This window comes from Catellatospora sp. NPDC049111, from assembly GCF_040648615.1.
Lineage (GTDB): Bacteria > Actinomycetota > Actinomycetes > Mycobacteriales > Micromonosporaceae > Catellatospora > Catellatospora aurea.
The window spans coordinates 31,913-43,888 of record NZ_JBEZEB010000023.1; the positions used below are offsets into that span (position 1 = coordinate 31,913).

Genomic DNA, 11,976 nt, shown 5'->3' on the forward strand with positions numbered 1-11,976 from the left:
CTCACTTTTTCACCACCGCCTTGAGCAGCCGCTGCAGTTCGGCGGTGAGCGGCAGCTTCGCCGTCTGCAGCGCCTTGGCCAGTTCTGTGCAGGCGGCGGGCACCTGCGCCACCGGGACGCTGCTGACCAGCAGCGAGCAGACGAAACTCGCCGGCTCGTACGGGCCGAGCGCGTTGTCGCGGGTGTCGATGGTGCCCGAGCGCGGGTTGTAGGCCAGGTTCAGGTTGGACAGGGCCAGCGGGGCCACGTCGAGCACCTGGGCCAGGGCCTTCTGCTGGCGGGCCAGCACCCCGGTCAGGTCGGCCAGTGCGGCGACGTTCGCCTTGAGTTCGGCCCTGTTGGCCTTCACGAACTCCGACACGTCGGCCAGCGCCAGCGACAGCGCCCGCACGGCGGCGGCGAGGTCCTCACGCTCGGCGGCGAGCTGCTCGGAGACGTCGGCCAGCCGGTCGTTGAACTGGCGCACCGTGGCGTCGCTCGCGGCCAGCATCGTGGTGAACTGCTGCAGGTCGGCGACGGAGCCGAACAGGTCGTCGCGCCCGGCCGACAGCGTCGACATCGCCTGCGACAGCCCGGACAGGGTCTGGTGCAGCTCGTCGCCGTTGCCGCGCAGGTTCGCCGCGCCGGTGCGGACCAGGTCGCGCAGCGCGCCGTCGGCGTTGGCGCCCTGCGGCCCGAGGGCGGTGCTCAGCTCGTCAAGGGACCGGTAGACCTCGTCCAGCTCGATCGGCACCGAGGTGCGCTCCATCGGCAGCTCGGCCCCGTCGGCCAGCTTCGGTCCGCCGGTGTAGGCCGGTGCGAGCTGCACGTACCGGTCGCTGACCACACTCGGTGGGACGATCAGCGCCGTGGCGTCGGCGGGCACCGGCCAGTCGCGGTCGTAGCGCAGCTCTACGCGTACCCCCTTGCCCTGCGGGGTGACCGCGACGACCTCGCCGACCTCGACCCCCAGCACCCGCACCTCGGATCCGGCGTGGATGCCGACCGCGGCCGGGAAGTGCACGGTCAGCCGCAGCCGGTCCGGCTCCTGCCGGACCACCAGCGCCGCGGCCGCCACGGCCACCGCCAGCACGGCCGCGCCCGCGACCCGCCGTCCTCGCCGGTTCATCGGCGACCTCCCGTCGTCGGGGTGAAGCCCTGCACGAGCCCGTCCACGTACGAGTCGAACCACCGGCCGTTGCCCGTCACGTTCGCGAACGCGGTGACGAACGGGGCGAGGCTGGTCAACGTCGCCTCCAGCCGGGTCCGGTTGCGCTGCAGCACCCCGACGACGGTGCGCAGGTTGCGCAGCGCGGGGCCGAGCGTGTCGCGGTTGTCGGCGACCAGCCCGGACAGCTGCTTCGACAGCTCGACGGTCGCCTCCAGCAGGGTGTGGATGGCGTCGCGGCGGCGCTGCACCTCGGCCAACAGCAGGTTCGCGTCGCCGAGCAGTTTGCGGAACTCCTCGTCGCGGTCGGCCAGCACCTTCGTCACGCCGCGGGTGTGCGACAGCAGTTCGCGCAGCTGCTGGTCGCGGGAGGCGACGGTCTGCGAGAGCCGGGACAGGCCGGACAGCGACGCCCGCACGCTGGCCGGGGTGTCGGCGAACGTCTCCGACAGCACCGTGAACGCCTGCGCGAGCTGCCCGGTGTCGATCTGCTGCAGCGTGCCGGCCAGCCCCTCCACCGCCTGCATCACGTCGAACGGCGACGAGGTGCGGGTCAGCGGGATCTCGGCGTCCTCGGCCAGCCGCCCGTCGCCCTGCGGCGCGAGCGCCAGGTACTTCTGCCCGAGCACCGTCTTGATCCGGATGGTCGCCCCGGTCTCGGAGCCCAGTTCGGCGTCGCGGACCCGGAAGGTGACCCGCACGTACGGCCCGGAGTCACCGCGGGCCAGCGCCACCTTCGTGACCTTGCCTACCTTGACCCCGGCGATGCGCACCTCGTTGCCCTCGGCCAGCCCGGACGCGTCCCGGAACGCCGCGTGGTATGTGTCCCCGCCGCCGATCAGCGGCAGGTCGTCGATCCGGAACGCGGCCAGCAGCAGTCCCGCCGCGACGGCGAGGCCGACCGCGCCGACCAGCGCGGGCCGGGGCCTGCGCGGCGGCCCGCCGGTGCGCCGCAGACCCCCGCCGATCGCACGGGCGGCCGCCGCCCGCAGGCGGGTCAGCGGCCGGGTCGGCAGGATGCGCTTCACCGGCCACCCCCGGAGCACTTGGCGGAGGTGCCGTTGAGCGTCGCCGGGTTGAGGGTCTGTCCGGCGGCGACGACGCGGCCGTCGAAGTCGCACAGGTAGAAGTTGAACCAGGACCCGTACGAGGCGGTGCGGGTCAGCGCGTCGAGCCGGCCGGGTGCGGTCGCCAGGGTCTGCTCGATCACCGCGGTGTTGTCGATCAGCGTGCCGGCCAGCTTGTTCAGCGCGGCGATGTCGGCGGCGACGCTGGGCCGGGCGTCGCGCAGCAGCGACGAGGTGGCGTCGGCCAGGCCGCTGAGGTTGGTCAGCGCGTCGCCGACCGCCTTGCGGTCCCCGGCCAGCCCGGACACCAGCAGCTGCAGCTGCTTGACGGTCTCCGACAGGCGGGCGTCGCGTTCGTCGAGCGTTCCGAGCACCGTGTTCAGGTTGGTGATGACCCGGCCGATGACCTCGTCGCGGTCGGCGAGCGTGCCGGTCAGCGACGCGGTGCGGCGCAGCAGGTCGGCCACGGTGCCGCCCTCGCCCTGCAGCATCTTGATGATCTCGTACGCGAAGCCGTTGACCTCGTCCGGCGACAGCCCGGCGAACAGCGGCCGGAAGCCGTTGAACACCACCGTCAGGTCCAGCGCGGGCGTGGTCTGCGCGAGCGGGATCAGCCCGTGCTCGGGCAGCGGGGCGGTGCCGCCGGGCCCCTCGGCCAGGGCCAGGTAGCGCTGGCCGACCAGGTCTCGGTAGCGGATCTTCGCGCGTACGCCCGCGGCGACCACAACCTGCTCGTCCACGGTGAACTCCAGCTCCGCGACCGTGCGGTCGACCAGCCGGATCTCCGTCACCTCGCCGACCTTCACGCCCGCGACGCGCACGTCGTCGCCGACCAGCAGCCCGGTCACGTCGGTGAACCGGGCGCGGTAGGTATGCCCGCCGCCGAACCCGAACGAGCCCAGCGTCTGCGCCAGCGCGCCGGTCAGCACCAGCGTGACCGCGGCGAACGCCAGCAGTTTGAGCAGCGGACCCCGCACGCCCCTCATGACGCGTTCACCACCGTTCCACGCAGCAGCGGACCCCACAGCAGGACCGCGACATCGGGGACCTGCTCGGGCGCGGCCCCCTGGGCCAACCCGAGCAGGGGTTTGAGCAGCGCCTGCTCCTGCGCGGTACCGGCCGAGCCCATGTCGGCGTACGGCAGCGCCGAGCGGTTCGCGCCGTAGGCGTAGCCGTCGTCGATGGGGTGCTGGGCCGCCGGGACCTTCGGGTCGGGCAGGCCGCGGCACTCGGGTCCGTCGTCGGCGCCGTAGACCGGCCGGTCGGCGGCGGTGTACTTGCCGTTGTCGCGGCCCACTTCGAGGGTGATGTGCATGCGCCCGGTGCTGAACACCTTCTCCACCCGGGGCTGCAGCGCGACCAGGCCGCGCAGCAGGCACGGATACTGCGGGGCGTACGCCGCCAGCAGCTCCAGCACCGGGCGGCTGACCTGCCCGACCTGGACGATGCGCGCGTCGTGCCGGTCCAGGAACTCCCGCCCGCGCCCGGCCAGATCGGTGGTGTCGGCGAGGAAGCGGCTCAGCTCTGCGCGCTGGTCGACGACGGTCCGCGCGGTGACGGTGACGTCGCGCAGCAGCGCCAGCAGGTCCGGCAGCGCCCCGTGGTAGACGTCGAGCACCTGCGCCAGCCGCTTGACGTCGGTCGCGATGACCGGCATCTGCTCGTTGAGCGCGGCCAGGTAGGCGTTGGCGGTGGTCAGGTTCCGGCCGAGCTGGTCCCCGCGGCCGTCCAGGGCGTACGCGAGCGCGCCGAGCGTCGCGGCGAGCTTGTCCGGTTTGATCGACTGGAGCACCGGCAGCGCCCGGTCGAGCACCTGCTCCAGCTCGACGGCGCTCGCCGACCGGTCCTGATCGATGACCGCGCCGGGGCGCAGCCGCGGCCCGGCGGGGACGGCCGGCGGCACGAGTTCCACGTAGCGCTCGCCGAACAGCGTCTTGGGCAGCAGCCGCGCCGTGACCTCGGCAGGGACCAGGCCGATCAGCGCCGGGTCCAGGGCCAGCCGCAGGGTGGCCGCGTCGCCGTCGGCGCTGATCTCGCGTACGTCGCCGATGACGACGCCGCGCAGCTTCACGTCCGCGCCCTCGGACAGCTGCATGCCGACGTGGCCGGTGCGCAGCGTCACCCACTCCACCGGCGTGAACGCCCGCTGGTACACCAGCACCGACAGCGCCAGCGCGCTCACCAGCCCCAGCACGAACCCGGCCCCGAGCAGCCGCTGTCTCATGCCCGCTCCTCGCTGCGCTCGTCGCAGGCATGTCCACGTGCTGCCATGATTCGCTCGCTGCGCTCGCTCATGCCGTCACCCCGCGATCCGCACGGTCGTGCCCGCGCCCCAGATGGCCAGGGAGAGGAAGAAGTCGACGACGTTCACCGCGACGATGGCGGTGCGCACCGCGCGGCCGACCGCGATGCCGACGCCCGCCGGGCCGCCGCTCGCGGTGAATCCGTAGTAGCAGTGGATCAGCACCACCAGCACGCTGAACACCAGCACCTTGCCGAACGACCAGAGCACGTCGCCCGGCGGCAGGAACAGGTCGAAGTAGTAGTCGTAGGTGCCCGGCGACTGCCCGAAGTACACGGTGGCGATGCCGCGGGTGGCGATGTAGCTGGCCAGCAGGCCGAGCACGTAGAGCGGGATCACCGCGACGAAACCGGCGATCATCCGGGTGGTGACCAGGAACGGCACCGACGGGATCGCCATCACCTCCAGCGCGTCGACCTCCTCGGAGATCCGCATCGCGCCGAGCTGCGCGGTGAACCCGCAGCCCACCGTCGCCGACAGGGCCAGCGCCGCGACCAGAGGAGAGATCTCCCGGGTGTTGAAGTAGGCGGAGATGAAACCGGTGAAGGCGCTGCTGCCGAGCTGGTTGAGCGCCTGGTAGCCCTGCAGCCCGACCTCGGTGCCGGTGAAGAAGGTCAGGAAGCAGATGACGCCGATGGTGCCGCCGACCACGGCCAGCCCGCCGGTGCCGAAGCTGATCTCGGCGAGCAGGCGGGCCACCTCGCGCTTGTACCGGCGCAGCGTGCGCGGCGTCCACGCCGCCGCTTTCAGGTAGAAGGCGAGCTGGCCGCCGAGGCCGTCCAACAGCCGCCACATGTCAGGACCCCTTCTGCGGGACGACCTGGAAGTACACCGCGGTCAGCACGAAGTTCAGCGCGAACAGCAGCATGAAGGTGATCACCACGGACTGGTTGACGGCGTCGCCCACGCCCTTGGGCCCGCCCTTGGCGTTCATCCCCAGGTACGTCGCGACCAGCGCGGCGACCAGGCCGAAGACCAGCGCCTTCAGTTCCCCGGAGATCAGGTCGGGCAGTTGCCCTAGCGCCTGGAAGCTGGCCAGGTACGACCCCGGCGTGCCGCCCTGCATGATCACGTTGAAGAAGTAGCCGCCGGACACCCCGACGACGCTGACCACGCCGTTGAGCAGCACCGCGACCAGCATCGACGCGAGCACCCGCGGCACGACGAGCCGGTGCACCGGGTCGATGCCCAGCACCCGCATCGCGTCCAGCTCCTCGCGGATCTTGCGGGCGCCGAGGTCGGCGCAGATCGCCGAACCGCCCGCCCCCGCGATGATCAGCGCGGTGACGATCGGGCCCGCCTCGCGCACCACCGCCAGCACCGACGCCGCACCGGTGAACGACTGCGCGCCGAGCTGGCGCACCAGCGACCCCAGCTGCAGCGCGATCACCGCGCCGAACGGGATCGACACCAGCGCCGCCGGCAGGATCGACACCGACGACAGGAACCACGCCTGCTGCACGAACTCGCGCACCTGCCACGGCCTGCGGAACACCGCCCGCAGCGCACTGCCGCAGAAGATCAGGAAGTCGCCGACGGCGACCAGCGCCCTCATGCCTTCTCCTCGCTGCGCTCGTCGGCAGCATGAACGCGGGCCTGCACGATTCGCTCGCTGCGCTCGCTCATGCGCGGTCCTCATAGGCCGGCGGCTCGAACGAACCGGGCGGCGGGTTCACCCCGTGGGCGGCGCACCACCGGCCCGGGGGCCGCTCGGCGCGGCGCGGGCCGCCGTCGGAGGGGCGCAGCTGCATCGGGATCGGCGGCAGCGCGGCCAGGCGGCGGCCGGAGGCGGCCTCGGCGGCCAGCTCGTCGGCGTCCTTCTCCTCGGACATCCCGATCGGGCCGACCCGCTGCGCGTTGAGGAACTGCCGCACCACCGGCTCGGTGCTCGACAGCAGCATCTCCCGCGGCCCGAACATGGCCAGGTGCCCGTGGTAGATCAACCCGATGTTGTCGGGCACCGTGCGGGCGGTGTTGATGTCGTGCGTGACGATCAGGAACGTCGCGTCGAGCTGCTGGTTCAGGTCCACGATCAGCTGGTTCAGGTACGCGGTGCGCACCGGGTCGAGGCCCGAGTCGGGTTCGTCGAACAGCACGATCTGCGGGTCGAGCACCAGCGCGCGGGCCAGGCCCGCCCGTTTGCGCATACCCCCGGAGATCTCGCCGGGCAGCTTGCGCTCCGCTCCGGTCAGGCCGACCATCTCCAGCTTCTCGCCGACGATCACCCGGATCTGCGCCTCGGTCATGCGGGTGTGCTCGCGCAGCGGGAACGCCACGTTGTCGTAGATGTCCATCGAGCCGAACAGCGCGCCGTCCTGGAACAGCACCCCGAACAGCTTGCGCACCTCGTAGAGCTCGCGCTCGGGCAGCGCGGGCAGGTCCCGGCCCTCGATCCAGATCGAGCCGCGGTCCGGGCGCAGCAGCCCGACCAGGGTCTTCAGGAACACCGACTTGCCCGTCCCGGAGGGCCCGAGCAGCACCGAGATCTCGCCCGCGGGCAGCGTCAGGGTCACGTCCGACCACACGGGCGTACGACCGAACGACTTGGTCAGCCCCTCGACCCGCACCTCGACGCCCACCGCGCTCCCTCCGTAGTCCGCCCTCACATATCGCTGCGAGGGCGCGCGGTGTTACACGAGAATTTCGCGCGATCGCTCGGCTCGGGTTTCAGTGCCCGGCCGCAGGCCGATAAGGTGCACGTACTCGTACGTGCGGCGCGGCGGTCGGGGACCCGGGGAGGAGGTGTCGTCGCCTTGACCTGGTCGGAGACCGAACTCGTAGCACGCGCCACCCGCGGCGAGGCCGACGCCACCGCGACCCTGCTGGCCGACGTGCGCCCCGGTGTGATCCGCTACTGCCGGGCCCGGCTCGGGCCGGTCGGCGGCGCGTACACCACCGCCGACGACGTAGCCCAGGACGTCTGCATCGCGCTGCTGCAGGCGCTGCCCCGCTACCGGCAGCAGGGCGTGCCCTTCTCCGCCTTCGTGTACGGCATCTCGGCCCGCAAGGTCGCCGACGCGCAGCGCGCCGCGATGCGCCACCTGTCCGCCGCCGTGCCGTCGCCGCGCACCGAGGCCGACCCGCTCGACCAGCCCGACGACACCCCCGGCCCGGAGCAGCAGGCCCTGGAGAACGACCAGGCCCGCCGCCTGGCCCGGCTGCTCAACCTGCTCCCCGACCCGCAGCGGGAGATCATCGTGCTGCGGGTCGCCGTCGGCCTCACCGCCGACGAGGTCGGCGTCTCCCTGAACATGTCGGCCGGAGCCGTCCGCGTCGCCCAGTCCCGGGCCCTGGCCCGCCTGCGCGCACTCGCCGACGACCTGCGCGAGGACACTGCTCCGCAGCCCGCCCTGGAGAGGAGGCCCGCATGAGCACTCTTGATCGTGATGACGCGCTGCTGGACGGGCTCGGCCTCGGCGGGGCCGCCCACACCGACGACCCGCTCGCCGGGATGCTGGCCGCCTGGCGGGACGACCTCGTCGAGCCGCCGTTCGCGCCGAGCCTCGACCTGGACATCGCCGAACAGGCCGCCCTGGCCGACCCGATCGACCTGGACTCCGACGACGACGAACCGCCGGCCACCGTGCTCCGGCCCGCCGCCTCGGGTCACCCGGACGCCTCGACCGCCGCGAGCCATGTGGTCGCCGCGGGAGCGCCCGCGTCCACGGGCCCGGCGGGATCGTCGCGCCCGCCCGGTCGCCGCGCCGGCCCGGCCCGGCCTGTGCGGGGTGCGCGCCTGCGTCCAGGGCGGATGCTGCTCGCCGCCGCGCTGCTCGTCGCCGTCTTCGGCGGCGGGGTCGTCCTCGGGGCCGGGGCAGGGCAGCCCGGCACCCCGCTGTGGCCGGTCACGCAGCTCGTCTACGCCGAGCGCGCCGACTCCCGCGTCGCCGCGCAGGACACGGCAGAGCTGCTGGCACGGGCCGAGCGTGCCCTACGGGAGCAGCGGCACGGCGACGCCGAGACGCTGCTCGGCCAGGCTTGGGACCGGCTGGGCGAGGTCCGCGAGAAGTCGGACCACGAGCGGCTGCGGGCCGAGTTGATGCGCCTGCTGACCACGTTCGCCGCGGACACGACGCCGACCGCGGCCCCGCTGCCGACGCCGACCCCGGCCGGCTCTCCCGCACCGTCCGCCGGAACCGCCACGCCGGCCCTGGGCCGGACCGACAGGCCATCGCCCAGCCCCACCCCGGGCTCCGGCAGCCTCCTGCCGGGTCTGCTGCCCTCGCTGCCGCCGATCCTGCCGTCGCTGCTGCCGGATCTGCCGCTGCTGTGAAACGCCGGAGCTCCGCCCGTGTGACACGGGCGGAGCTCCGGTATGACGAGCGCTGGGATCAGGGGCAGCTCAGAACCGCGTCGAGCGGGTCGGAGCTGCACAGGTCGAAGCCCGGCCCGCCGTCGGCGTTGTCGTTGCCGGACACCCCGTCATCGATCTTGATGAAGTCGGTGCCTTCCTCGCCGTACACCATGTCGTCGCCCTTGCCGCCGCTGAGCAGGTCGCGGCCCGGGCCGCCGTAGATGACGTCGTTGCCGCCCTTGCCGTTGATGATGTCGTTGCCGCCGAGGCCGCAGATGACGTCGTCGCCGAGGGTGCCGTTGATGATGTCGGTTCCCGAGGTGCCGGTGATGGTGCAGCCCGGCACGGCCGGGCCGACGGTGGTGAACTCGGTGTCGGCGTTGTTCGTGGTGTCCTGGTCCGGGGTGGCGCTGGTGATGCCGCCGCTGTTGCGGATCCTTCCGGACGCGGTCGGGTCGACCCTCACCACCAGCGTGAACTGGGCCGTGTCGCCGGCGCCCAGGCTCGCCCGGGTGGCCGTCACCTCACCGGTGCCGCCCGCCGGCGGCGTTGACAGCGTCCAGCCGGCGGACGGCGTCGCGAACGATACGAAGGCGGTGCCGGCCGGGATCCCGTCGCGCAGCACGACCGACTGGGCGGTGTTCGGCCCGGCGTTGCGTACGGCGATGGTGTAGGTCAGGTCCGAGCCCGCGGTCACCGGGTCCGGCGCGTCGATCTTCGTGATGGCCAGGTCCGCCGACGGCTGCTGCACCGTGGTCGTCGCCGTGGCGCTGTCGTTCGTCGCGTCGGGGTCGGTCGTGGCGCTGCTGACGGCCGCGGTGTTGGTGAGCGTGCCGGTCACGCCCGTGCCGACGTTCACGACGATGGTGATCACAGCTCCGGTGGCGTCGGCGGCGAGCGTCGCGGCGGTCGCGGTCACCGTGCCGCCGCTGCCCACAGGGGGCGTGGTGAGCGTCCAGCCGCCCGGCGCGGTGGCCGACACGAACGTGGTGCCGGCGGGCAGGGTGTCGGTCAGCTCCACCGACTGCGCCGCATCCGAACCGGCGTTGGCCACGGTGATCGTGTAGGTGAGGTTCTGCCCCGCCGTCATCGGGTCCGCACCGTCGATCTTGGTCACCTGCAGGTCCGCCTCCTCGACGGCGGGCGGGCTGTTGCGGGGGGTGGGCGCGCCGGCCGAGAAGTCGAGGCTGTTGTTGTCGGTGTCGACCTGCCCGGCATCGTCGCGCAGCGCGGCGGTGGTGTTGGTCAGCGTCGGCGCGGGGCCGGCCTCGGCGGAGGACGCGGAGGTGCCGTAGCCGACGAAGTCGTGCACTCCCGCGAGAGTGGAGCAGCCCGTCGCGCAGGTGAGTGCCGTCTGGTTGGTGACCAGGGCGACCTTGCCGGAGCTGAGGCTCATCGCGATGTCGCCGACGGCGTTCGGGGCCGGCAGCGGCGTCGTGCCGCCGGGACCCTGGGCTTCCTGGACGAGGTAGTACGTCCCGGGAAGGATCTCGCCGCTGAGCGGGGTGGTCTGCCACGTGTTGCCGGCCGCGCTCGCGTACTGGACCGTCCACCCGGTCACGTCGACCTCGGTGGCACCGCGGTTGTACAGCTCGATGAAGTCGTTGGTGTAGGTCGCGCCGGTGTTGCCGCCGCCGCCGTACACCTGGCTGATCACGATGTCGGGCGAGACCGCCAGCGCGGGCGTGGGCAGGGACAGACCCGCGACCCCTACCGACAGGCTGACCACGGCGGCCGACGCCGCCCTGCGGACCCACTGACGCATGCGTACCTCCTCGAACCCCGGACCGGGGACCTGCTGCTCCTGTCCGATCAACTGGGGAGGTTTGAGTTGGTTACTTATTGCAACTATCTGACTACTTAACGTTCAGTCGATGATGCCGTTGCAGCGCGCCTGCCACAGCTCGCGGCGCGCGGCCCTGGTGTCCAGCTCGCGCAAGCCGGAGACCGCCCAGAACCGCAGGGAGTCGTCGTCGCCATACAGGTGCTCCCGGAACACCGGCAGCGCCGCCTCCGAACGCGCCGCGCCCAGCAGTTCCAGCAGCCAGCACCGCAGGCCGCCGTCGTCCCGCTCCTGCTCGAAGGCCTCGATCAGCTCCGGCACGTACTCCGCCGCGCGCCGGGCCAGGTCGTGGAAGCCGTCCTCCATCTCCTGGGGGTCACGCGAGCGCATCTGCCGCATGCAGTCCTGGAAGAACTTCGACACCGCCGCACGCTAACCCGCGGCGGCGGCCTGCTCCACGTGGATTTCCGAGGGCCAGTCGCCGAGCAGGTGGCGGCGCAGCAGCGCCGCGTGCGACAACGGGGTACGCAGGTCGGCCGGGTCGCCGTTGAGCGTGTAGTCCAGCAGCACCAACGGGCCGCGCTCGGCCAGTTCACGCAGCAGCGCCACCTCGGCGGCGGCAGCGCCTTCCAGCACGTGCCGGTACGTCGGCAGGTAGATCTCGCGGCGTGCATGCTCGTAGCCGAGCAGGACCGTCCCGTGCAGACCGCGGCGGTGACCCAGCGGCGGGCCGTACGCGGCCGCGGTGCGCTTGAGGCCGCGCATCGCGGTGACGGCCAGCTTGCCCGGGTCCACATCGGCGTGCATGAACACCTTGAGCGCCTGCCAGACACCCTCGACGGACTGACTGGTCACGACAGGCGTGAACGGCACCGGGATGTCGCCGTGCGGAAAGAACGGGCTCAGCAGCACCCACGGCTGCGGCCCACGCGAGGTCACATCAACGACCACGGCTCCCGGGTACGCCGCTTCGATCGAGGCGGCAGCACGCCGCCTGCTCGCCACGTGCACCTGCATGGCGCCTCCCCCTCAACGACGCACCCGTCACAGCATGATGCGCGGCAGGTCCGACATCCCGAGCCACGAGTACCACCACGTTCGGTCGACGAAGGCCTATCTTGTAGTCGTGGAGGAATCATCGACGCAGCCAGGCTCGCCGATTGATCGCAAGTCCGCCGAGCTACATCGTGATCAGGTCCGCCAGGAGCTTGCCCTGTTCGGCTACATCGGTGACTTGGCCATCACGGACGAGGGTCGCGCCACGGCCCGACACCGACTCGACAAGCACCGCGCCAGTAAAGCGGCTCGCGAGCGGCGCTAGATCGTCGAGGCCGTCAGGCTTACTGCGCACCGGAACCTGCGCGGACATCGCGGGACTGCCTA

General features: G+C 72.3%; 13 protein-coding genes. 2 read left to right on the top strand and 11 right to left on the bottom strand.

The features are described from left to right. Position 1: 1 nt before the first annotated feature. The 7 genes from AB0B66_RS26845 to AB0B66_RS26875 all read right to left on the bottom strand — a co-directional run bounded on the left by AB0B66_RS26845 (position 2) and on the right by AB0B66_RS26875 (position 7,095). The gene (locus AB0B66_RS26845) at positions 2–1,108 is read right to left on the bottom strand and encodes an MCE family protein (protein ID WP_360535086.1); all 1,107 of its coding nucleotides are present in this window, start codon (positions 1,106–1,108) and stop codon (positions 2–4) included. Then, positions 1,105–2,175, bottom strand: coding sequence for an MCE family protein (locus AB0B66_RS26850; protein WP_360535088.1), 1,071 nt, complete (start codon positions 2,173–2,175; stop codon positions 1,105–1,107). The genes AB0B66_RS26845 and AB0B66_RS26850 overlap by 4 nt, the downstream gene beginning before the upstream one ends. After that, a complete protein-coding gene (locus tag AB0B66_RS26855) occupies positions 2,172–3,200 on the bottom strand; it encodes an MlaD family protein (protein WP_360535090.1) in 1,029 nt (342 codons plus the stop codon). Before AB0B66_RS26855 ends, AB0B66_RS26850 begins: the two co-directional genes overlap by 4 nt. Continuing rightward, positions 3,197–4,438: an MCE family protein gene (locus tag AB0B66_RS26860; RefSeq protein ID WP_360535092.1), complete on the bottom strand. Its 1,242-nt coding sequence runs from the start codon at positions 4,436–4,438 to the stop codon at positions 3,197–3,199. Before AB0B66_RS26860 ends, AB0B66_RS26855 begins: the two co-directional genes overlap by 4 nt. Positions 4,439–4,513: 75 nt before the next feature. Continuing rightward, on the bottom strand, positions 4,514–5,311 hold the full coding sequence (locus AB0B66_RS26865; protein WP_360535094.1) for an ABC transporter permease: 798 nt from the start codon (positions 5,309–5,311) through the stop codon (positions 4,514–4,516). A 1-nt stretch (position 5,312) separates the two neighbouring features. Further along, positions 5,313–6,071, bottom strand: coding sequence for an ABC transporter permease (locus AB0B66_RS26870; protein ID WP_360535096.1), 759 nt, complete (start codon positions 6,069–6,071; stop codon positions 5,313–5,315). A 67-nt stretch (positions 6,072–6,138) separates the two neighbouring features. Further along, positions 6,139–7,095: an ABC transporter ATP-binding protein gene (locus AB0B66_RS26875; RefSeq protein ID WP_360535098.1), complete on the bottom strand. Its 957-nt coding sequence runs from the start codon at positions 7,093–7,095 to the stop codon at positions 6,139–6,141. Between the two features lie 174 nt (positions 7,096–7,269). Between AB0B66_RS26875 and shbA the strand changes: the two genes are divergently transcribed. Both shbA and AB0B66_RS26885 read left to right on the top strand, forming a co-directional pair. Beyond that, entirely contained in the window at positions 7,270–7,887 is a 618-nt protein-coding gene (shbA, locus tag AB0B66_RS26880) for an RNA polymerase sigma factor ShbA (RefSeq protein ID WP_360535100.1), read from the top strand. Next, a complete protein-coding gene (locus AB0B66_RS26885; protein ID WP_360535102.1) occupies positions 7,884–8,789 on the top strand; it encodes an anti-sigma-D factor RsdA in 906 nt (301 codons plus the stop codon). The genes shbA and AB0B66_RS26885 overlap by 4 nt, the downstream gene beginning before the upstream one ends. Before the next feature lie 58 nt (positions 8,790–8,847). Here the strand turns inward: AB0B66_RS26885 and AB0B66_RS26890 are convergent, their stop codons facing one another. The 4 genes from AB0B66_RS26890 to AB0B66_RS26905 form a co-directional block, all read right to left on the bottom strand. Further along, entirely contained in the window at positions 8,848–10,575 is a 1,728-nt protein-coding gene (locus AB0B66_RS26890; RefSeq protein WP_360535104.1) for a lamin tail domain-containing protein, read from the bottom strand. Between the two features lie 102 nt (positions 10,576–10,677). Continuing rightward, positions 10,678–11,016, bottom strand: coding sequence for a HEAT repeat domain-containing protein (locus tag AB0B66_RS26895; RefSeq protein WP_360535106.1), 339 nt, complete (start codon positions 11,014–11,016; stop codon positions 10,678–10,680). Between the two features lie 9 nt (positions 11,017–11,025). Beyond that, positions 11,026–11,610 (bottom strand): hypothetical protein, encoded by a 585-nt coding sequence (locus AB0B66_RS26900; RefSeq protein WP_360535108.1) that lies wholly within the window; start codon positions 11,608–11,610, stop codon positions 11,026–11,028. Positions 11,611–11,773: 163 nt separating this feature from the next. Next, entirely contained in the window at positions 11,774–11,962 is a 189-nt protein-coding gene (locus tag AB0B66_RS26905) for a hypothetical protein (RefSeq protein WP_360535110.1), read from the bottom strand. Positions 11,963–11,976 lie beyond the last annotated feature (14 nt).

Bases quoted from the DNA above. Each gene is read 5' to 3' on its own strand.
- AB0B66_RS26845 (WP_360535086.1), bottom strand. From the start codon at position 1,108: ATGAACCGGCGAGGACGGCGGGTCGCGGGCGCGGCCGTGCTGGCGGTG.
- AB0B66_RS26855 (WP_360535090.1), bottom strand. From the start codon at position 3,200: ATGAGGGGCGTGCGGGGTCCGCTGCTCAAACTGCTGGCGTTCGCCGCG.
- AB0B66_RS26860 (WP_360535092.1), bottom strand. From the start codon at position 4,438: ATGAGACAGCGGCTGCTCGGGGCCGGGTTCGTGCTGGGGCTGGTGAGC.
- AB0B66_RS26865 (WP_360535094.1), bottom strand. From the start codon at position 5,311: ATGTGGCGGCTGTTGGACGGCCTCGGCGGCCAGCTCGCCTTCTACCTG.
- AB0B66_RS26870 (WP_360535096.1), bottom strand. From the start codon at position 6,071: ATGAGGGCGCTGGTCGCCGTCGGCGACTTCCTGATCTTCTGCGGCAGT.
- AB0B66_RS26885 (WP_360535102.1), top strand. From the start codon at position 7,884: ATGAGCACTCTTGATCGTGATGACGCGCTGCTGGACGGGCTCGGCCTC.
- AB0B66_RS26890 (WP_360535104.1), bottom strand. From the start codon at position 10,575: ATGCGTCAGTGGGTCCGCAGGGCGGCGTCGGCCGCCGTGGTCAGCCTG.
- AB0B66_RS26900 (WP_360535108.1), bottom strand. From the start codon at position 11,610: ATGCAGGTGCACGTGGCGAGCAGGCGGCGTGCTGCCGCCTCGATCGAA.
- AB0B66_RS26905 (WP_360535110.1), bottom strand. From the start codon at position 11,962: ATGTCCGCGCAGGTTCCGGTGCGCAGTAAGCCTGACGGCCTCGACGAT.